The 19766-nt window shown below is 66.2% G+C and carries 19 protein-coding genes and 3 tRNA genes; 8 read left to right on the forward strand and 14 right to left on the reverse strand.

Annotated features, from left to right (window positions below):
• Positions 1-24: 24 nt before the first annotated feature.
• Together ACQP0C_RS01375 and ACQP0C_RS01380 are read right to left on the reverse strand one after the other, a co-directional pair.
• A complete protein-coding gene (locus ACQP0C_RS01375; protein ID WP_433729802.1) occupies positions 25-1674 on the reverse strand; it encodes a DUF2142 domain-containing protein in 1650 nt (549 codons plus the stop codon).
• Entirely contained in the window at positions 1671-2630 is a 960-nt protein-coding gene (locus ACQP0C_RS01380; RefSeq protein ID WP_433729804.1) for a glycosyltransferase, read from the reverse strand. Before ACQP0C_RS01380 ends, ACQP0C_RS01375 begins: the two co-directional genes overlap by 4 nt.
• 180 nt (positions 2631-2810) lie before the next feature.
• Between ACQP0C_RS01380 and ACQP0C_RS01385 the strand changes: the two genes are divergently transcribed.
• Both ACQP0C_RS01385 and ACQP0C_RS01390 read left to right on the forward strand, forming a co-directional pair.
• Positions 2811-3287, forward strand: coding sequence for a GtrA family protein (locus tag ACQP0C_RS01385; RefSeq protein ID WP_433729806.1), 477 nt, complete (start codon positions 2811-2813; stop codon positions 3285-3287).
• Between the two features lie 123 nt (positions 3288-3410).
• Positions 3411-5306 carry a glycosyltransferase gene (locus ACQP0C_RS01390; RefSeq protein WP_433729808.1) on the forward strand — a complete coding sequence of 632 codons (1896 nt, stop codon included), beginning with the start codon at positions 3411-3413 and terminating at the stop codon, positions 5304-5306.
• Between the two features lie 258 nt (positions 5307-5564).
• Here the strand turns inward: ACQP0C_RS01390 and ACQP0C_RS01395 are convergent, their stop codons facing one another.
• The 8 genes from ACQP0C_RS01395 to ACQP0C_RS01430 form a co-directional block, all read right to left on the reverse strand.
• Positions 5565-6071 carry an O-acetyl-ADP-ribose deacetylase gene (locus ACQP0C_RS01395; protein ID WP_433734823.1) on the reverse strand — a complete coding sequence of 169 codons (507 nt, stop codon included), beginning with the start codon at positions 6069-6071 and terminating at the stop codon, positions 5565-5567.
• Between the two features lie 80 nt (positions 6072-6151).
• Positions 6152-7003 carry an SDR family oxidoreductase gene (locus ACQP0C_RS01400; RefSeq protein WP_433729810.1) on the reverse strand — a complete coding sequence of 284 codons (852 nt, stop codon included), beginning with the start codon at positions 7001-7003 and terminating at the stop codon, positions 6152-6154.
• Positions 7004-7190: 187 nt separating this feature from the next.
• Positions 7191-7925: a hypothetical protein gene (locus tag ACQP0C_RS01405; RefSeq protein ID WP_433729812.1), complete on the reverse strand. Its 735-nt coding sequence runs from the start codon at positions 7923-7925 to the stop codon at positions 7191-7193.
• Positions 7926-8037: 112 nt separating this feature from the next.
• The gene (rsgA, locus tag ACQP0C_RS01410; RefSeq protein ID WP_433729814.1) at positions 8038-9093 is read right to left on the reverse strand and encodes a ribosome small subunit-dependent GTPase A; all 1056 of its coding nucleotides are present in this window, start codon (positions 9091-9093) and stop codon (positions 8038-8040) included.
• Between the two features lie 207 nt (positions 9094-9300).
• On the reverse strand, positions 9301-10248 hold the full coding sequence (gene glfT1, locus ACQP0C_RS01415) for a galactofuranosyltransferase GlfT1 (RefSeq protein WP_433734824.1): 948 nt from the start codon (positions 10246-10248) through the stop codon (positions 9301-9303).
• Between the two features lie 242 nt (positions 10249-10490).
• Positions 10491-11330, reverse strand: coding sequence for a galactan export ABC transporter ATP-binding subunit Wzt/RfbE (gene wzt, locus ACQP0C_RS01420; protein WP_433681890.1), 840 nt, complete (start codon positions 11328-11330; stop codon positions 10491-10493).
• A 13-nt stretch (positions 11331-11343) separates the two neighbouring features.
• Entirely contained in the window at positions 11344-12183 is an 840-nt protein-coding gene (wzm, locus tag ACQP0C_RS01425; RefSeq protein WP_433685969.1) for a galactan export ABC transporter permease subunit Wzm/RfbD, read from the reverse strand.
• Positions 12184-12477: 294 nt separating this feature from the next.
• A complete protein-coding gene (locus ACQP0C_RS01430) occupies positions 12478-13077 on the reverse strand; it encodes a bacterial proteasome activator family protein (RefSeq protein ID WP_433729816.1) in 600 nt (199 codons plus the stop codon).
• Positions 13078-13306: 229 nt separating this feature from the next.
• On the opposite strand from ACQP0C_RS01430, the gene ACQP0C_RS01435 reads away from it, so the two are divergent.
• A complete protein-coding gene (locus tag ACQP0C_RS01435) occupies positions 13307-14509 on the forward strand; it encodes a cysteine desulfurase-like protein (RefSeq protein ID WP_433729818.1) in 1203 nt (400 codons plus the stop codon).
• On the opposite strand, the gene ACQP0C_RS01440 is transcribed toward ACQP0C_RS01435, so the two are convergent.
• Positions 14510-15514, reverse strand: a complete 1005-nt coding sequence (locus tag ACQP0C_RS01440; protein ID WP_433729820.1) for an NAD(P)H-quinone oxidoreductase — start codon at positions 15512-15514, stop codon at positions 14510-14512.
• A 384-nt stretch (positions 15515-15898) separates the two neighbouring features.
• On the opposite strand from ACQP0C_RS01440, the gene ACQP0C_RS01445 reads away from it, so the two are divergent.
• From ACQP0C_RS01445 to ACQP0C_RS01465, 5 genes are all read left to right on the forward strand, one after another.
• Positions 15899-16249 carry an alpha-hydroxy-acid oxidizing protein gene (locus ACQP0C_RS01445; RefSeq protein WP_433734825.1) on the forward strand — a complete coding sequence of 117 codons (351 nt, stop codon included), beginning with the start codon at positions 15899-15901 and terminating at the stop codon, positions 16247-16249.
• Positions 16250-16404: 155 nt separating this feature from the next.
• On the forward strand, positions 16405-16896 hold the full coding sequence (locus ACQP0C_RS01450) for a MarR family winged helix-turn-helix transcriptional regulator (RefSeq protein WP_433729822.1): 492 nt from the start codon (positions 16405-16407) through the stop codon (positions 16894-16896).
• 56 nt (positions 16897-16952) lie between these two features.
• A tRNA-Ser gene (locus tag ACQP0C_RS01455) sits at positions 16953-17037 on the forward strand.
• 465 nt (positions 17038-17502) lie between these two features.
• Positions 17503-17820: a hypothetical protein gene (locus tag ACQP0C_RS01460; protein ID WP_433729824.1), complete on the forward strand. Its 318-nt coding sequence runs from the start codon at positions 17503-17505 to the stop codon at positions 17818-17820.
• Between the two features lie 520 nt (positions 17821-18340).
• On the forward strand, positions 18341-18532 hold the full coding sequence (locus ACQP0C_RS01465; RefSeq protein WP_433734826.1) for a tyrosine-type recombinase/integrase: 192 nt from the start codon (positions 18341-18343) through the stop codon (positions 18530-18532).
• Between the two features lie 129 nt (positions 18533-18661).
• Here ACQP0C_RS01465 and ACQP0C_RS01470 read toward each other — a convergent pair.
• The 3 genes from ACQP0C_RS01470 to ACQP0C_RS01480 all read right to left on the reverse strand — a co-directional run bounded on the left by ACQP0C_RS01470 (position 18662) and on the right by ACQP0C_RS01480 (position 19697).
• Positions 18662-18734 (reverse strand) — tRNA-Arg (locus ACQP0C_RS01470).
• A 39-nt stretch (positions 18735-18773) separates the two neighbouring features.
• Positions 18774-18863: transfer RNA gene (locus ACQP0C_RS01475), tRNA-Ser, on the reverse strand.
• 93 nt (positions 18864-18956) lie between these two features.
• On the reverse strand, positions 18957-19697 hold the full coding sequence (locus tag ACQP0C_RS01480; protein ID WP_433729826.1) for a dienelactone hydrolase family protein: 741 nt from the start codon (positions 19695-19697) through the stop codon (positions 18957-18959).
• Positions 19698-19766 lie beyond the last annotated feature (69 nt).

Below are 19766 nucleotides of genomic sequence, written 5' to 3' on the forward strand. Positions count from 1 at the left end.
CGGACCCGAGAGCGCGGGGGTTTGTCAGCCCCAGACGATCGAGTAGTACTTCCAGAGCGCGGCGATCAGGGCCACCAGCGTGGCCGCGATGATCGTGATCGCCGGACCCTTGGCCGGGGTCCGACCGCGGACGTCGGTGAGCCGCAATGGCATCCAGCGCAGCAGTACCACCAGTGCCAGGATCGCCAGCGGTACGAAGTACCGGCCCTGCACGCCGTCGATGATGTAGTAGTCGACCGGGGTGAACGACATGTACAGCGTCACGTAGATCATCGCGACGCTCGCGAGCACGGTCAGCGCGACGATCAGCGTGCGCCGGAAGGTGGCGCTCGCGGTGTTCATCCGATCCGCGATGCCGACGCTGACCGCGAATGCGAGCAGGCAGGCCAGCACCGTCAGGGCGGGGACGTCGATGTAGGCGAAGCCGAGTTCACCGAAGAACTGGGTGAACCACCGCTGGTCGCGCAGTGCGATGCTCTCGCCGAAGACATTGACGAAATTCACCGGGTCGCTGAGGATGCCGTGCAGCTGGTCGCTCGGCCGCACCGAATTCCACTGGTGCGGTGGGCGCATCAGGCCCATACCGTCGGTGGTGGGTGCCGCGATCTTCATCCAGACCGCGAAGGCCGTCGCGCCCAATGCCGCGAAACCCCATGGGAGCAGACGCTTCCAGCCGGAATCGCCACCGAAGGCGAACCGGTTGGTCGGCACCAGCACCACCAGCATGGCCAGCAGCACGTAGGTCGGCTTGCTGACCGGCAGCGCGACGGTCGCGGCCAGTAGCGCCGCGGTCTCGACGCGACCGAGGCCGCCGCCGAGGAACAGTGCCTTGACCAGCAATGCGGAGACCAGAATGGCCAGTGCGTTGGTCAGGGTATCGGCGGTGACGGTGCCCGCCTGGAAGACCGCGATCGGCAGCACCGCGACGGTGAACGCCAGCCACTGCACCCGATGCGCGCGCAGGGCGTAGAGGCCGAATCCGACGAGGGCGAGATAGACCGCTAGGCCCGCCAGGCGGGTCAGCAGCATCATCGCGCCGACATTCAGTCCGAACAGCTCGGCGAGCCGAATGCCGATGGCGGCAGGGATATACGGCACCGGCGAGTAGGCGGCGGTATTGGTGAACCAGACCGATTCCTCGGTCTTCGACACCGCGGCGCCCTCGAATCGGGCATAGGCGCCGGGATCGGCGACCATCGAATCCGGCTCTTCCGGATTGGTCGTGTAATCGTGCAGCGCGTACCCCATCAGCGCGGTGATGCTCGATGGCACATCACCGCCATAGGCGATGCCGCGATCGTCGGGGATCCGCTCGGGCTGGAAGCCGCCGTGCGCGACCTGATAGGCGCGACCGAACTGGGTGATCTCGTCGTGGCCCCAGAACGGCGGGGTGATCCAGGCGAACAGCGCGCCGAAGACCGTGACGATGAGTGTGAAGGCGATGGTGGCGGCGCCGAAGCGGGCCACGATCCGACGTCCGAGATCGCGCGTGGGCTTATTCGCGTCGTCGTCGCTGTCCGTGCTGCTCGAATCCCGATCGGTGGCACCGGATTCGGATGCGGTCTCCGGCAGTGCCGTCGAATTCCCGACGGCGACATCGCTATCCGCGTGCAGCGGCGGTTCCGGACTCGATTCGGTTGCGGCGGTTGCGGTCCGATCCGCCGAGGTGGTCAACGCTCGGCTCCACCGTTGTCATCCGCGCCGACCGCCGAATACCGCAGGTAGACCAGCCGCGCGGCCTCGTGCCTGGAACGGCGGATGCCATCCAGGATCAGGCCGGCGGTCCAGGCCAGGCTGCCGAGCAGCAGCAGGGTGAAGCCGAGGAACAGCGTCGGGAAGCGCGGCACCTCATGGGTGTTGTAGAACTCGACCACGATCGGGATGGTCAGGATGATCGAGACCAGCCAGCTCAGCGTGCCGAACAGTCCGTAGAACGCGACCGGCCGCTCATGCCTTGCCAATCCGATGATCAGCGCCAGGATCTTGAACCCGTCGTGATAGGTGCGCAGCTTGCTCTCGCTGCCCGCGGGCCGATCACGGAAGCCGACCGGAACCGCGGTCTGCGGCACCCGCAGATGCAGAGAGTGCACGGTCAGCTCGGTCTCGATCTCGAATTCGCGCGAGACGGCCGGGAAGCTCTTGACGAACCGGCGCGAGAACACCCGGAAGCCGCTGAGCATATCGTCGACGTTCTCGCCGAACACCTTGCCGACAACGCCGTTGAGCACCTTGTTTCCGGTCTCGTGACCGGAGCGGTAGGCCGATGCGCCCTCGTCCTGTTTGCGCACACCCAGCACATGGTCATAGGGGCCGTCGAGCAGTGTCTTGATCATCAGCGGTGCGGCCGACGCCTCATAGGTGTCGTCGCCGTCGATCATCAGATAGACATCGGCCTCGATATCGGCGAAGGCGCGGCGCACCACATTGCCCTTGCCCTTGGTGTGTTCGTGGCGCACGATCGCCCCGGCCGCGCGGGCCCGCTCGGCGGTCGCGTCGGTGCTGAGGTTGTCGTAGACGTAGACGACGATTCCCGGCACGGCGGCCTGCAGGTCGGTGACGACCTTGGCGACCGAAGCCTCCTCGTTGTGGCATGGCACCACTGCGGCAATTCGGAGCTCGGCGGAGTCCACCCGGTCAATCCTCGATGTCGGCGGTGAATGGGGAACACCGGGAGGGTACAGGGCTGCACCTCTTGGTGCTCACTCGGTTCGCCGAGCCTACTGGGGTACCGTCGCCGAGTGCCTTATCCGGAGCAGCCCGTGTCATTCTCTGTGCGGTCCGGTTCGCCGCCAGTCGAACCAGAGCGGCCGGTGGACGACTCGCTGACCGCGAAGGTGCTCGCCGCGGTGCGGCGCGGTGGCGCGTTCCTGGTGGTCGGCGCGATCGGCTTCCTCGTCGACGCGGGCACCTATAACCTGCTGGTTTTCTGGGGCGGCGAGGGCGTGCTGTACCACGCGCCGCTGCCCGCCAAGATCATCGCGATCGCCGTGGCCACCGTGGTGACCTACTTCGGTAACAAGTGGTGGACCTTCGGGCACAAGAAATCCGACAATCCCGGTCGCGAGTATCTGTTGTATGCCGTATTCAATGTCGTCGCTATCGGTCTGCAACTGGGTTGCCTCGGATTCTCCCGCTATGTTCTCGACCTGTCGTCACCGCTGTCGGACAACATCTCCGGCACGCTCATCGGCCAGATCGTCGCGGTGGTGTTCCGCTACTGGGCTTATGACAAATTTGTATTCGTCGGTTCTACGAACACTTCAGCTAATAGCGAGCAACATAGATGATGGCGGTGGCCGGGTTGCTGGACAGGCGGTTGCCGAGTCCGGTTGATATTCTCGGCCCCGCCGCGAACGGCCATCCTGGGGCATGTCTGTCCCGTCGGCACCGAAACGATTTCGAGGACCTTCATGGATCAGTCGGCTACCAAAGCCGTTGCCGAGACGAATGACCGCCCTTCGACCGCGCCCGCCTCGCTGCGCGCCGATCATCAGGCGCCCGATCGGTTGGTGCTGCAGCGCGGCATCTTCACCGGGCCGTCGGCGAAGGTGAGCGATGAGCTGTACGCCGTCGTCAAGGGCCGCGCACATCGGGAACGGCTGGAGCTGAGACTGGACAAGGGCGCCTCCGCGCACACCAACACCTATTTCGGGCGGTTCGCGGCCAGCTACTGGCAGCGCTGGACCACGGTCACCGAGGTGTGGGCGTCCATGGTGCTGGATGTGACCAAGCGGGCCAGGATTCGGCTCGTCGCCTCCGATATCGCCGGGCACCGCCGGATCATCGATACCGCCGAGGTCACCGCGAGTGGCCCCCTGACCTTGGCCGCACCGCTGGACCAGTACGTCGACGGCGGCGCGCTGTGGCTCGAATTCGATGCCATCGGCGGCGAACTCGGCATCTCCGCGCAGGCCTGGACCTCGACCGCGCCCGATCACGTGCGCCCCGTCGCCATCGCGATCTGCACCTTCAACCGGGCCGCGGACTGTGCCGAGACGGTGGCCGCGCTGGCCTCCGACGCGCCGATCCTCGAGGCCATCGACGCGGTGTACGTGGTCGATCAGGGCACCGACCTGGTCGAGAACCAGCCGCGCTTCCAGGAAACCCTGCCGGTCTTCGGTGACAAGCTGCGCTACATCCGCCAGCCGAATCTCGGTGGGGCGGGCGGGTTCACCCGCGGTCTCTACGAGGTGTCCGCGGTCAACGAGCACGCCGACGTCATCCTGATGGACGATGACATCCTCTGCGAGCCGGAAACGGTTCTGCGGCTCAATGCCTTCGCCAATATGACCGCGGAACCGACCCTGGTCGGCGCGCAGATGCTGTTCCTGCTCAACCCGGACTACCTCAATGTCGGTGCCGAGGAAGTGCATCTGCACGAACTCAAGCACGGCCAGAAGGTGTCGAAGGCGTTGCGCAACACCAGCATGCTGAAGAAGAACCAGGAGCGCCGCGTCGACGCGGGCTACAACGCCTGGTGGACCTGCCTGATCCCGGCCGAGGTGGTCGCCAAGATCGGGCTGCCGGTGCCGATCTTCTTCCAGTGGGACGATGTCGAATACGGCATCCGGGCCCGCGAGCACGGATTCGTCACGGTCACGCTGCCCAATGCCGCGGTGTGGCATGCCGACTTCTACTGGAAGGACTACGACGACTGGGCGCGCTACTTCAGCACGCGCAATTCGCTCATCGTCGGTTCGCTGCACGCCGATCTCGACGGCAAGGCCATTACCCGCCAACTGTTCCGCAGTCTGGCCGAACACCTGGTCGCCATGCAGTACGGCCTGGTGCACACCACGCTGCAGGGCATCGAGGATTTCCTGCAGGGCCCGAAGATCCTGCGCGACGGCGGTATCGCGGCCCTGGCCGCCGCCCGCACCGGCCGCGCGGGCTACCCGGAGACGATCAAACATCCGGCCGCGACCCCGCCGGTCCGCTCGGCCGACATCCAGATGCGCCGCGCCGGTGGCGAACCGAGCCGGGTGACCGCGGTCCTGATCAAGCGGGCCATCACCCAGTGGACCGGCCGCACCCAGCGCGGTTTGATCGGCGTCACCCGCGAGGACGCGCACTGGTGGCACGTCGCGCTCTTCGACCATGTCGTGGTCACCGATGCCTCACAGTCCGGTGTCCGAATCCGCCAGCGCGATAAGGCCCGCGCCCGCGCGCTGCTGATCCGCACCATCCGCGTCCTGCGCCGCCTGCGCCGCGACCTGCCCACCCTCACCCAGCAATACCGCGCCGCCATCCCCGAACTGACCAGCCGCGAAAACTGGGAGCGCCTGTACGGCATCAAGCCGGACTAGAACTGCTGCCGCACAACCAATGACCATGGCGCACAGGGTGTGGAGCCTGTTGCCGAATACGCCGAACATGCGATTGTGCCGTCACACCGCCGTCACAGCGACAGACCAAATCACGTAGCGGCAGGCATGATTGCGCCTCAGCCGTCCACATAGGCACGTGATCTGCGTCACGGCCAAAACCCGCGCCAATTCGGCAACAGGCTCTGTGAGGTCTGCGCGATAGTCACTGGTTGTGCGGGATTCCTCTTGGGTCACCGTTCACAGGGCGGTTTCGAAGGCGGCGTATGCGCGCTCGTCGAAGAGGACGAAGCGGACTTCGGTCACGTTCGTTGTAGTGCTGCGCACTGTTTCGATGGCGATGCGTGCGCCGTCGTCGATCGGCCAGCCGTAGATGCCGGTGGAGATGGCGGGGAAGGCGATGGTGCGCGCGCCCAATTCGTCTGCTACCCTTAGTGATTCGCGGTAGCAGGAGGCCAGCAGGGCGGAGCGATCTTCGGTGGTGGACCAGACCGGGCCGACGGTGTGGATGACCCACTGGGCCGACAGCCGCCCCGCGGTGGTGGCGACCGCTTGTCCAGTCGGGAGTCCCTTGCCATAGTGCGATGCCCGCAGATCGCGGCAGGCGTCCAGAATTTCGGGACCGCCCGCGCGATGGATCGCGCCGTCGACCCCGCCACCGCCGAGCAGCGATGAATTGGCCGCGTTGACGATCGCGTCCACCGACTGCTTCGTGATATCGCCCCGGACCAAGGTGATGGTGACCACGGCATCGACGGTAGCGGCAATGACGACCATTGCGTAGGCCACCCTCGGCCGATGGCGCGGGCGAGGGTGGCCGCCGTCGGTCAGAGGAACAGGTCGGTCGTCAGTTCGGTATCGCCGGGGACGACGCGGTACTTGTCGAGGTCGGTGATGCCGTGGGCGGCGAGGACCTCGTCATCGAGGAAGAAGTTGCCGCTGGTCTCCTTCGACGGCGAGGTGAGCACCAGGTAGGCGGCGTCGGCGTAGATGTCGGGGGTGCGCGAGGTGGCGATCATCTCCTCGCCGCCCAGCAGATTCTTCACCGCGGCGGTGGCGATGGTGGTGCGCGGCCACAGCGAGTTGACGGCGATGCCGTCGCCCTTGAGTTCCTCGGCCAAACCCAGTGTGGTGAGCGACATTCCGTACTTGGCGATGGTGTAGCCCAGTGCCATGCCCGCCCACTTCGGGTCCAGGTTGAGCGGTGGGGACAGGGTGAGGATGTGCGGGTTGCGGCCTGCCGCGGCCGATTCGCGCAGTGCGGGAATGCTGAGCTTGGAGAGCAGGAAGCTGCCGCGGCAGTTGATGTCCTGCATGAGGTCGTACTTCTTCATGGAGATGGCGTCGGTGGGTGACAGATCGATCGCCGAGGCGTTGTTGACGACGATATCGATGCCGCCGAAGCGCTCGACGGTCTGCCGCACGGCCTCGGCGACGGATTCATCGATGCGCACATCGCCGACGAAGGGCAGTACCGTGCCGCCCGCCGCCTCGAGCTCCGCCGCCGCGGTATGGATGGTGCCGGGGAGCTTGGGATGGGGCTGGTCGGTCTTGGCGATGAGGGTGATATTCGCGCCGTCGGCCGCGGCCCGTTTGGCGATCTCCAGACCGATGCCGCGGCTGCCGCCGGACATGATCATCGTCGCGCCCGCGAGCGGCTTGGCTGCCGGTTCCGTCATGACCTGCTCCTGTCGTCAGTGCCGTGGGTGGGTGCGCCCGCGGCCGTGCTGACCCGGCGGGCGACCTGCGAGCAGTCGCCAGCGGGTGTTGTGCAGGTTAAGCGTAACCCAGGCCCCTATGCAACCAGTTGCATAGGTTGCTCGAAAAGAGGCGCCGGAAATTCCGACGCCCTTCCCGATCCACCTGTCAGATGCTGGAGGCTCCAGCGATCAACAGAATGTTCAGCAGGATGATCAGCGCCGCGAAGGCCCAGGTGATGTAGATGAAGACGACACCGGGCGTCTTTTGCGGAACCGGGCCGATCGCGCCATTGAGGAAGATGATCGCGGGCGGCTTGTAGTAGAACCGCGCGCCCTGACCTTCCTGCACCACCGCCGTCGCATTCGCCGGACCCATATCGAACAGCCAGGGCGTGGCCACCCGCACGTGGTACTGACCGGGACCGACCGGTATGTGGTTCTGCCCCCACCGCGTATTCGGCACTCGCTGACCGTTCACCAGAATCTTCGGCTTGGTGATCGCCAGCAGGAACGAGAACCACTCATAGGAGGCCTCGACGGTGATTCCGGGCGGGGCCGGCGGTGCACCGTAGCCCGCCTGCTGCGGGCCCGCTTGCCCATAGGGTGCCGGTGGCTGGCCGTACGGTTGCTGGCCGTAGGGCTGGGCGGGTTGACCGTACGGCTGGGGCTGCGCGAGATGCGGCTGGCTGCCGTACTGCGGTTGCGGAATATGCGGCTGGCTGCCGTAGGGCGGCTGCGGCACCTGCGGTTGGCTGACCGGTGGCTGCCCGGCGGGCGGCGCATACTGCGGTGGCGCACCGTAGGGATTCGGCGCGCCCGGTGGCGCAGGCTGACCATACGCGGGCTGCCCGGGCCATTGCCCGGGCTGGCCCTGAGGCGGATACCCGCCGGGGTAACTCATCGGAACCCTCCCGTTTAGCGATTGTGCGTGCCGACCCTACCGTGTTGCTGCGGGGTTCGCTGGGCCCGCCGGGGAGCGCAGGCTGTCGCTCCCCAGCGGGCATTCGGTCGAATCAGCCTCGCGCGCCGCGCTCCTGGTAGAACTGCCGCTGCTGCTTGCGGATACCGCGCCACACCTTCGCGCGTTCGGCCGCCAGCCGCTTATCCGATCGCGCTGCGTTCCAGGCGTTTTCCCGTTCGAGCTTGCGGTAGCTGTCGAAGCGGCGCTGGGTGAGCGCACCGTTGTCGATGGCCTGCTGCACCGCGCAGCCGGGTTCGCCGTTGTGCGCGCAGTCGTCGAATCGGCATTGCGCCGCGAGGGATTCGATATCGCTGAAGGTTTTCTCGATGCCTTCGGCGGCATCCCAGATTCCGATACCGCGCAATCCGGGCGTATCGATCAACGTGCCGCCGCCGGGCAGCGGCCGCAGCTCCCGATGCACGGTGGTGTGCCTGCCCTTCTTGTCCACCGCGCGAACGGCGCTGGTGGCGAAGAATTCCTGGCCGAGCAGGGCATTGGCGAGCGTCGATTTCCCGACGCCGGACGGACCGATCAGCGCGACGGTGCCGTCGAGCATCGCGGTGAGCACATCGAGTCCGTACCCGCTGTCGGCGCTGACCGCGAGCGCGACCGCACCGGGCGCGACGGCCTGCACCGCATCGAGCGGAATATCCAGCGCCGCATCGGCTTTGGTGAGCACCACGATCGGCTGGGCATTGCTCTCCCAGGCCAGTGCGAGCATCCGCTCGATCCGGCCGAGATCGATATCGCCATCGGCCGCACTGCAGATCAGCACGGTATCGACATTCGCGGCGAGCACCTGGCCCTGTGCGCGGCGGTCCGCGGCCGAGCGCGTGATCGCGCCCCGCCGCGGAAGCAGTTGTCGCACATTCAGTTCGGCATCGATGCTGACCCAATCACCGGTGCACAGCCCGCTGATCTCGGAATCGGGCGTATTCAACCGCGGGCAGCGGGCGCGCGCGGATCCGGTGGGCGTCGCGACATCGCATTCGCTGCGATCCATCCGGATCACCCGGGCGGGGACGCACCCGTCCTCGATGAGCGCGGCGTATTCGTTGGCAACGGCTTCGGTCCAGCCGTAAGGGACGAGAAGGTCGTGCTCGACCATGATGGAAGGAATCCTTCGTCGGGCGCCGAGCCCGAACCGGGACTCAGCGAGAGGTATCTGAGGTGGAAGTCCGTGCGGCAGCGTGCGTTCGCACAGCTGACCCGGGCACGACAAACCCAACGTTGCGTGTCACGATCTCCACCTCCTCACTCATCTCTCGACGTTGCCCGCCCACTTTGGCACAGCGCGGAAAACCCGCGCAACCTATTATTCGCCGGAGGTCTTCGCGTCCGGATCGGGCTTGCCGAACTGCTCGTTGCGGCCCAGGCTGCGCAGGTGGAACCATTCGCGCAGCCCGGCCGGATCGCGGCGGGTGACGAGGAAGAACCAGGAGAAGCGGATCCATTCCTGGGGGAGCAGTTTGCGCATGCCGGGCTGGGACATCAGATAGCCCCGGTTGCGGTAGGTGAAGTAGCGCTTGACCGGGTCGTCCGGATATTGCGTGTGCATGCGGCCGCCGAGGATCGGCTTGAATTCGGCGGCGCCATTGGGATGCAGGTAGGCCGTCTGTAGGCAGGTGCCGAAGGGCAGACCGGAGCGGACCAGCCTGCGGTGCACCTCGACCTCATCGCCGCGCACGAACAGCCGCAGATCGGGAACACCGATCAGATCGACCGCCCTGGCCGAGATCAGCGCGCCGTTGAACAGCGAGGCGATGCCGGGCAGGAAATCCTCATCGCCCAACTCGGAACGTAGCCGCCGCCAGACCACGCCGCGGCGCAACGGGAAGGCGAGCCGATCGGGTTCGTCGATATCGCAGACCACCGGCGACACCTCGACCAGGCCGTACCGCTGCGCGCAATCGAGCAGGGTGGCAAGGACTTCCGAACCGTCGGGGCGGCCGTCGTCGTCGGCCAGCCACACCCAGTCCGCGCCGAGGGTCAGCGCGTGCAGCATGCCGAGCGCGAAACCGCCGGCGCCGCCGAGGTTATGGGCCGAGCCGAGGTAGGTGCATTCCAGCGGCTGCTGGGCGACCAGATCCGCGACCTCCGGTTCGTTGGCATTATCGACCACGATCAGGTGGTCCACCGGGCGGGTCTGGGAGGCAAGGACTTTCAGCGATTCGGCGAGCAGTTCAACGCGTTTGTGCGTGACGACGACGGCGACGATCTTGGCATCGGGGCCGGTGCCGGCGGGGGTGCGGGCGGCTTCGATCTGCGCCGGTGATGGGTCGTCGGAGTCGTCGGCGGGGTCGTGTGGGATTTGCAGCGCCTGGTCGTTCGCGGGGTGAGGCTCCGGGGCATTTGTGGATTGCGCTGCCGCATCGGCTGCGGGCCGCGGTGCTGCATCGTGTGACGTGGGGGCGCTCGAGGTCGGCGCGTCGGAGTCTTGTGGCACGGAGTCGATCGGGGTCTCGCGCCCCGCGTCGATCGGGGCGTTCTGCCCGGTCGGCTCACTCATGCCTGATTCCGCTCCAATTCTCGCTCGGTTCCCATTGTCCGTTCCGCTTCCATTTCCCGCAGCACGGTGGCCACATGATTGCCCGCCTCGGGGCCCTCATAGGCACGCACCACTTCTTCGATACCGCCGCGCAGGCGGATCTGCCCGTGGTCGACCCACATGGCGGTATCGCAGAGCTGGGCGAGAAATTCGTTGGAATGGCTGGCGAATACCAGGATGCCCGAGCGGGCCACCAGTGATTGCAACCGGAGCCGGGCCTTCTTCATGAATTCGGCGTCCACCGCGCCGATACCCTCGTCGAGCAGCAGGATCTCCGGATCGATCGAGGTCACCACGCCCATCGCGAGCCGCACCCGCATACCCGTGGAATAGGTGCGCAGCGGCATGGACAGATATTCACCGAGTTCGGTGAAATCGGCGATCTCATCGATCTTCGACAGCATCTGCTTGCGCGTCTGCCCGAGGAAAAGCCCGCGGATGATGATGTTCTCGTAGCCGGAGATCTCCGGATCCATGCCGACGCCGAGGTCGAATACCGGCGCCACCCGGCCGCGGATGCGCGCACTGCCGCGGGAGGGTTCATAGATTCCCGAGAGCAGCCGCAGCAGTGTCGATTTGCCCGCGCCGTTGTGCCCGACCAGGCCGACTCGGTCGCCCTCCTTCAGCGAAAGGGTGATGTCGCGCAGCGCCTCCACCACCACGACATCGGACTGATTGCGGCCGATCGCACCGCCCGCCTTGCCGAGAAACGCCTTTTTCAGTGACCGCGATTTGGCGTCGAAGATCGGGAATTCGACCCACGCCTGGCGGGTTTCGATACTCACATGGTCGGTCATCGGGCCCGATCTCCTATACCCAGTACGGCACGCGCGAACGGTACTGCTTCATGGCGAAGATCGCCACGATCCAGCCGACCACGGTGATGGCGCCGACGATCACCCAGTGATACAGATGCTGATCGTCACCGAGCAGCGGCGCGCGGACGATCTCCAGATAGTGGAAGGTCGGCACGATTTCGGCCAGCTTCGCGCGTTCGCTCACCTGACCGCCCTGCGACTGCAGACTTTTCGTATTCCACATGACCGGGGTCAGCACGAAAAGCATCAGCGTGAGGCTGCCGAGGATCGGTGCGATATCGCGGTAGCGGGTGCTGAAGATGCCGAACACGATCGAGACCCACATCGCGTTCAGGAACACCAGCCCCAGCGCGGGAATGGCGAAAATCGCGGTCCAGTGCAGTTTTTCCCAGACGCCGAAGGCGACCAGCACCACCAGATAGATCAGCATGTTGTGCGCGAAGAACAGCAGCTGCCGCCAGACCAGGCGGTAGACGTGCACGCTCAGCGCCGAGGGCAGCTGTTTGATCAGCCCCTCATTGGCGATGAACACCTCCGAGCCCTCGAGAATGCTGGCCTGGATCACATTCCAGACGATGATGCCGACGGCCACATACGGCAGATAGTCCTTGATCGACTGATCGAGCAGCGCCGCGTACAGAATGCCGATCGCGGCGGCCTGCACACCGGTCGCGATGGTGATCCAGAACGGACCGAGCACCGACCGGCGGTAGCGCTGTTTGATGTCCTGCCAGCCCAGGGACAGCCAGAGCTCACGCTGGGCGAAGCCGCCGCGGAAGTCGCTGAACGCGCGCCCGAAGGTCTGCGAGTCCGAGACGATCGGTGTTTCGATCGCCGCGGACTGCGCGTCATCGGCTTGTTCGGTCGGCTGATCGACCGGGTTCTCATCCGCGGCTGCGGTGTTCTCGTCAGGTCGCACGGCTTCGGGACTCTCGTCGGAACGTGCATGGCTGGTATCTGAACGCACTGAACTCTCTTCAGGACGATCCGGGCTGTCTTCGGGATGCGCCGTATTCACATCGGTAACCGAGTCGGGGCGAGCGGCAGCGGACGGCACGGTGCTCGACACTACCCTCGTAAATTCCGACCGATCCGGCTGGCACACGCTGGCCGGGCGCGGCGAGGCTCAGAGATATTGTCCGGACCCGCCGGTCGCCGGGTTCCCGCGCGGGTCGGTCGCGTGGATGCCGGGCGGCAGCGCCCCCTGACGCATCTGCTCCAACTGCGCCCGCGCCGCCATCTGCTGCGCGAACAGCGCCGTCTGAATGCCGTGGAACAGGCCCTCCAACCAGCCCACGAGCTGGGCCTGGGCGATGCGCAGTTCGGCATCGGAGGGGACGGCGTCATCGGTGAACGGCAGCGTGAGCCGCTCGAGCTCCTCGCGCAGTTCCGGGGCCAGACCCTGTTCGAGCTCGCGCACCGAGGATTTGTGGATCTCGCGCAACCGGGTGCGGCTGGCGTCGTCCAGCGGAGCCGCGCGCACCTCCTCCAGCAGCTGCTTGATCATGGTGCCGATGCGCATGACCTTGGCGGGCTGCTCGACCATATCGGCCAGCGATTCCTCGGCATCTTCCTTTTCGTCCGAATTGCCGGATTTCTCGTCGCCGTCGGTCACGACCTGCGCGGTGAAGGGCGTGTCCGAGCCGGACTCCACCGGGATGGCCAGCGGCCTGCCGTCGGGTCCGATCACGACAATGGATTCCGGTGCTCCGTCCGATTGCGTCATGGTCCCCATCATGTCGCGTTCCCCGCGAACGCGCTAAGTCGGTCGCCTTCGATGAGGTCGCCGGGTCGGTGCCGCGGCCGCGAGGCGACGTCTATTCTGTTCGGGTCGTGTGGTTCGGATTTTGCTGAAAGTCGGTTGCCATGCTGAGTCCCAGTTCACTGCACCCCCGCCCGCCGGTGAGGGGGAACGCGGTTACCCAGGCTCGCCCGCTGCCCTTAGAGTGGCCAACATGACATACGACGTCGCGAGGGTGCGGGGCCTGATACCGTCCCTGGGCGACGGTTGGATCCATCTCGACCCGCAGGCCGGAATGCTGGTCCCGGATTCGGTATCTCGTGCCGTATCAACAGGTTTCCGAACCTCCTCGTTTTCTCATATCGGCCGCAACGGCGCCGCCGTGCGCAGTGCCGCGATTCTGGAGGCGGCCCGCGAGGCCGTCGCGGATCTGGTCGGCGGTGATCCGGCGGGTGTCGTGCTCGGGCCGGACCGCGCGGTGCTGCTGGCCTGGTTGGCGGAGTCGCTGAGTTCGCGCCTCGGCCTCGGCACCGGGATCGTGCTGTCGCGGTTGGACGATGAGGCCAATGTCGCGCCGTGGTTGCGGATCGCGAATCGCTACGGCGCCCATGTGCGCTGGGCCGAGGTGGAGATCGAGACCTGTGAGATGCCGTCGTGGCAGTTCGAGGAACTGATCGGTCCGACCGCCCGGCTGGTGGCGCTGACCGCCGCATCGCCGATCGTCGGCTCCGCGCCCGCGGTGCGCGTCGCGGCGGATCGGGTGCACGAGGTGGGTGGGTTGCTCGTGGCCGACTGCTTCGGCGCCGCCCCCTATGCCCTCATTGATATCGACGAACTCAATGCCGATGTGGTCGCGTTGAGCGCGCCCGCATGGGGTGGTCCCCAGATCGGCGCGCTGGTCTTCCGCGATCCTGCCTTCCTGGACCGGATTCCGTCGATGTCATTGAACCCCTACGCCAAGGGCGCCGAGCGCCTCGAGGTCGGCGGCCATCAGTACGCACTGCTGGCCGGGCTGACCACCTCCATCGATTTCCTCGCCGGCCTCGACGAACGTGCCAAGGGCACGCGCCGCGAGCGGCTCGAAATCTCCATTACCTCGCTGCAGGACTACCACGATCAACTCTTCGAGCACCTGATGGATGTGCTCGACAAGATCGCCAACCTGACCGTGATCGGCCGCGCCTCCACCCGCATTCCGACCGTCAGCTTCACCTTGGCGGGCATGCAGGCCGAGAAGGTCGCCGCCAAACTCGCCGATGCCCGCATCGGCACCGTCAGCGGTGTGCACGGCGGCAGCCGCCTGCTCGACGCCCTCGGCGTCAATGACGAGGGCGGCGCGGTAACTATCGGTTTGGCCCCGTACACAACGAAATTCGAAATCGACCAGCTCGGCCGCGCCCTCGCCGCGCTGGAGTGACTAGACGTCCTTGACGTTCAGGACCACCTTGCCGAAGGTTTCGGCGGAGTCGAGCAGACGGTGGGCCTCGGCGGCTTCGGTGATCGGCAGTTCGGCATGCACCACCGGAACTATCGTGCCGTCGGCGATCAGCGGCCAGACGTGGCGGTTCAGTTCGGCGATGATGCTGGCCTTGCTATCGGTGCCGGTGGTGGGCCGGTTGCGAACGTTATTGGCGTGAATCGTGCCCCATTTGGCCAGCAGCGCACCGAGATTCAGCTCGGCGGTGACCCCGCCCTGCATGCCGATCACCACCAGGTGGCCGTGCTGGGCCAGCGCCTCGACATTGCGTGCGAGATAGGCGGCGCCCATGATGTCGAGAATGATATCCGCGCCCGGACCGCCGGCGCCGGACTCCTCGGCGCGGATCGCGGCCACGAAATCGTCCTCGCGGTAATTGATCAGCACGCTCGCGCCCAATTCGCGGCACTGCTTCAGCTTCTCGGTCGAGCCCGCGGTCACCGCGACGCGCGCGCCCTGGCTCACCGCGACCTGAATGGCGTGGGTGCCGATACCGCTGCCACCGCCGTGGATCAACACCAGCTGCCCGGCATGCAGTCCGGCGGTCATCGCGAGATTCGACCAGACCGTCGCGGCCGCCTCGGGCAGTGCCGCCGCGGCGGCGAGATCGAGCCCATCGGGCACCGCGAGCACTTGGGTCGCGGCGACCACGACCTTTTCCGCATATCCGCCGCCGGACAGCAGCGCGCACACCTGTTCGCCGACCTGCCACTCCCGCACGCCGTCACCGACCTCGGCGATGACACCCGAGCACTCCAACCCCATGACCTCGCTGGCCCCGGGCGGTGGCGGATAGAACCCCTGCCGCTGCAAGAGGTCCGCGCGATTGACCCCCGCGGCGGCGACCTCGATCAGCACCTCGCCGTGCCCCGGCACCGGATCGGCCGCCTCGCCCCACTCCATCACCTCGGGTCCACCGAACCCGTTCAGCTTGATAGCGCGCACCGCCCCATCCTGCCCCGGACACCGCGCGCCCGCACCCGAACCACGGCAAACCCGGTTCGCCGGGCGGAAATACGGCGAGCACGCTGCGGAAATGAGGGTCGGGGACTAGCGCTCCCGGCGGCGATCGTCGTCACCGTCGATACCCTGAGCCTGGGCTCGCGGACGCGCGATCTCGAGCTGGCGCATCTGCCGTTCCTGCAGGGCAAGGGCATAGCCAACTACCTGTCGGATCGGGTATTCCGCGCGAAGCTCGCGACGCCGCGGCAGCACAGCGAGGCCGCGATCCGCACCTGGCTCGGCCTGTCGGCAATCACGCATTGCGCCCCGCCGACCTGGCCCACCTGCGGGAATGGACCGAGCTGCCCATCGCGGTGAAGGGGCATCCTGCATCCGGACGACCGCCGCCAGGTGGTTGGACGCTGGCGCGTACGCGGGGTCGTCAGCAATCACGGCGGCCGTCAGGTGGGACGGCGCGCTCGACGCCTGCCCGCCGTGGTCGCCACCGTCGGCGATCGCGCCGATGTGCTGTTCGACTCCGGCATCCGCACCGGCTCGGACATGCTCATCGCGCTGGTGCTGGGCGCGAAGGCGGTGCTCTACGGGCGGCCGTGGGCGTACGTTCTCGGCATCGCGGGTCGCGAGGGGGTGCGGCACGCGCTGCGGGTGTTGCTCGCGGACTTCGATGCCGCCATGGGGTTGTCCGGATGTGCGAGCCCGGCCGAGCTCGCTCGCTGATCGCGACAATTGCGCTGAGGCGCTAGCCGCCAAGTGCTCGCACCCAGTCGCATGGCGAATGCGACCAGGGGCAGCTCACCGAGTTGGTTTGATCACATGTCCAAGTGATTTCGGGGATCCGTTTTCCCAGTTCAGGCGGGCTTAGAATAGGTATCGTGCAACCCGAAACGAGCAGCATCGCGCCCGTTGAGCCGCGATGGCTCTCAGCATCGCAGCAACGTGCCTGGCGGGCGTATATGGATGGCAACCAGCGCTTGGCGACGGCGCTGAACCGCCAGCTGCAACGCGATTCCGATCTCACCCTCGCCGAGTACCGGATCCTCGTCCTGTTGTCCGAGGCTCCCGACCGTTCACTGCGCATGAGCGAACTGGCCGACGGCGTGCTTTCCTCGCGCAGTCGGCTCACCCACCAGATCCGCCGCTTGGAGTCACAGCGGATGGTCCGGCGCAACACCTGCCTCGAGGACGGCCGCGGCGTACTCGCCGAACTCACCGACGAAGGCGTGCGTCGCCTGGAGGCCGCCGCCCCCGGCCACGTCGAGGCCGTCCGCCGCAACTTCATCGACCTGCTCGATTCCCAGCAGCTCGACGTGGTCGGCGAGGTATTCGCCCGAGTCGACAACGAGATCGGCGGCGGCGCCGACTGACCCGGCACACCACCCCTCGACGAGCACCCCGGCCCGCCGGGTACGCTCGTTGGCCTGGAGACGTGGCAGAGCGGCCGAATGCACTCGCCTTGAAAGCGAGCGTCGCGAGAGCGACCGGGGGTTCAAATCCCTCCGTCTCCGCAACAGTTTTCGTCGATTGCTCGTCCCACGCCTGCATCGAGGTCTGGTCGAGATCGTCGCATCGCCTGGCGCCCTGGCAGCGCTGGTCACGGTGACAACCGTTCTCATCGAGTTGGTTTCGATCACGAAGATGACCTCGGTGGCTGAATCGAGCGCCGGGCTCCGCCCGCTACCAACCCATCGGCACGCGGCCCGGGTCACCCCGCGTTCGAGGTGCAGATGGAATCCACGATCGACAGCGCGTCATAGGTGTCGTCGAGCGGCCTGATCGCCGTCGGTCGTGGCTGTCGCCCGGGGCCGATTGGCGGATTGCCCGAAGATGTTGCGGTTCAGAGCATCTTGTCGGCGGGATCACGTAGGGCGGAGCACCTCGGGCTGAGGCGCGGTGGACTTGGTCCACACACTGCGCCCAGGAAGGAGGTGTGGATAATGGGCGACGCTCTTTACTCATACCCGAGGGGAACCATGACCAAGTCGTTGTCCGTCGCCACCGCGCTCTCCGCGGCTGCTGCCGCTCTGCTCTTCCTTCCAGCCGCGCCCGCGAACGCCCAGTCCCCGAGCTGCGCCAAGGCCACAGAGCTGATCAACATCGCAATCGACACGAGCGGCGGCACCCTGGACCAGGCGACGGCGACAGCCCTGTCCGAGAGGCTGACCGGTCTGGCCAATTTCACCCAAGGGGCCGAGAAGGAGGCCATCACGGCCTACGCTCGAGCGCTGATCGATGACGAGGTCACAGAGCTCACCTCCTACACCGACGAACTGAATCGCGTCTGCGCCTGACCCGCGCCCAGTAGAAGAGGCCACACACTTTTTCGGCGGCCCGCTGGGTGCCACGGCGTGCCCCTGTTACAAAGCGTCGCAAGGTGTTTCGGTACCGAAGGACGCGTGTGTCGACACGCTGACGGCCCACCGTATGGAATCGACCTCTGCGGGTGATCGACTTTGCGCTCCGATCAGGCGTGCTTCCCGATGGTCAGATCGCGACTTACCAGACGTAGGTTGTCGACAACTACAGTCGAGCGATCGCCTTATCGTCTTGGCGTTTGGGACGGGGCTGGCGCTGAGTTCACCCGGAGGGCCAGGGTGCTGGATGCTGCAGAACCGGGGTGCAGCTGAAGGCGCCCCGCGGCCCTGGGACTGCGCTGGAGCGATGTCAACATGGTCGAAGGCAAGGTCGACATCAACCAGGCTCTGTACCGGATCGTTGGAACGCTGGGCGTGCACGAGATGAAGTCGGAGTCATCGGAGTCCTCGGTTCCACTGCTGCCGAAGCTGGTGGCACCTCCCGCTGGGGACTCCGCTGGAACCGAGCAACGTCGATCGGGCATTCGAGGCTCTGGTGAAGAGAGCGGGTGTCCGGCCGATCGGCTGCACGAACCTCCGGCACTCGTGCGCGACGCTGTTGTTCACGATGGACGTGGATGCATCGACTGTGCAGCGGATCTTGCGCCATAGCTCGATCACCGTGACCACGGGCACCTCACCGACGTGATCGATGAGGTGCAGCAGGACGCGGTCAACGGCATGGACAGCCTCTTCGAGGGACCATGTCGTCAAATGGTGTCGTCAAAAATGCCAGAAGGCCCCTCCCAAGTACCTCGGAAGGGGCCTTCTACCTGTGTGCGCCCGAAGGGATTCGAACCCCTAACCTTCTGATCCGTAGTCAGATGCTCTATCCGTTGAGCTACGGGCGCATGCCTGTGTTCAGTTGTGTGGCCCGGCGAACCGGGGTGTGGCGGAGGCGAGAGGATTTGAACCTCCGGTCCCCGTGAAGGGACAACTCATTAGCAGTGAGTCCCATTCGGCCGCTCTGGCACGCCTCCTGGAGCCTTCTCTTCGAGGGCACCGGTTCCTTTCCGAACCGCCGAACAGGAAGGTTACAGTAGCCGACGTCCAGATCGCAAAACGCCAGGTAATCACCGAAGATTGCTATCGAACCAGTCGAAGATCCGGCTCTGGGAATCGGTGAGATCGTAGTCTTCGTCGCCGCCGGATCGGTCGGCGCGGCGGTGCAGGCCGGGGTAGGTCACGACGAGGCTGGCGACCGCGGCCCGGGCGGTGGCATCGCGGAGTTGGTCGATCTGCTGGGGCGGGGTGGCCGGATCGTCGGTGCCGTAGAGGCCGAGCCAGGGCGCCTGTAGGTTCGGGGCCGCGCGGATGAGGGCGTCGGCTTCATCGGTGAGCGGTTCGATGATGCCGGGGGCGGCGACGCTGACCGCGGCCCCGACGGGGCGGTTGGTCGCGACCAGGAACGCGGCGGTGCCCGCGTGGTCGAAGCCGAGCACGCCGATGCAGTCCGGGAAGACGCCGCGGCGGGTGAGCCAGTCGAAACAGGCGTCGAAATCGTCGAAGAGTTCGTCGCCGAATACCTCGCGCGCGGGTTCGCCGTTCGCGCGGTGGAACAGATTGGGCGCGACCACCGTCCAGCCCTCGGTCGCCAGGGATTTCATGAGTTCCAGCAATGACCCGGTGAACTCCCGGGACTCGTGCAGCATCACGATGCCGCCGCGCGCGTTGCCCTCCGGTTCGGCGACCATGATGGGCACCTGGGTGTCGGCGGTCCGGCGCTGGTCTTCGGTCGATGGTTGTGCTTGCGAACCGGAAATGATTTCGTCGCGACTACGTAGCGGCGCAATATCGTCGTAAATGCCCGACATGGAACCAGGGTAGGTGGATCTGCTGATCTTCGCGAGAAATTGCACGTGAGCGGCCCTGACGCCCAGAAT

The organism is Nocardia sp. CA-129566, from assembly GCF_050956075.1.
Taxonomy (GTDB): Bacteria; Actinomycetota; Actinomycetes; order Mycobacteriales; family Mycobacteriaceae; genus Nocardia.

What these genes read in the sequence shown, in the direction of transcription:
- ACQP0C_RS01480 (WP_433729826.1), bottom strand. Translation starts at nt 19,697, where the DNA reads ATGTCGGGCATTTACGACGATATTGCGCCGCTACGTAGTCGCGACGAA.
- ACQP0C_RS01430 (WP_433729816.1), bottom strand. Translation starts at nt 13,077, where the DNA reads ATGACGCAATCGGACGGAGCACCGGAATCCATTGTCGTGATCGGACCC.
- ACQP0C_RS01405 (WP_433729812.1), bottom strand. Translation starts at nt 7,925, where the DNA reads ATGAGTTACCCCGGCGGGTATCCGCCTCAGGGCCAGCCCGGGCAATGG.
- rsgA (WP_433729814.1), bottom strand. Translation starts at nt 9,093, where the DNA reads ATGGTCGAGCACGACCTTCTCGTCCCTTACGGCTGGACCGAAGCCGTT.
- ACQP0C_RS01435 (WP_433729818.1), top strand. Translation starts at nt 13,307, where the DNA reads ATGACATACGACGTCGCGAGGGTGCGGGGCCTGATACCGTCCCTGGGC.
- wzt (WP_433681890.1), bottom strand. Translation starts at nt 11,330, where the DNA reads ATGACCGACCATGTGAGTATCGAAACCCGCCAGGCGTGGGTCGAATTC.
- ACQP0C_RS01400 (WP_433729810.1), bottom strand. Translation starts at nt 7,003, where the DNA reads ATGACGGAACCGGCAGCCAAGCCGCTCGCGGGCGCGACGATGATCATG.
- ACQP0C_RS01460 (WP_433729824.1), top strand. Translation starts at nt 17,503, where the DNA reads ATGACCAAGTCGTTGTCCGTCGCCACCGCGCTCTCCGCGGCTGCTGCC.
- ACQP0C_RS01390 (WP_433729808.1), top strand. Translation starts at nt 3,411, where the DNA reads ATGGATCAGTCGGCTACCAAAGCCGTTGCCGAGACGAATGACCGCCCT.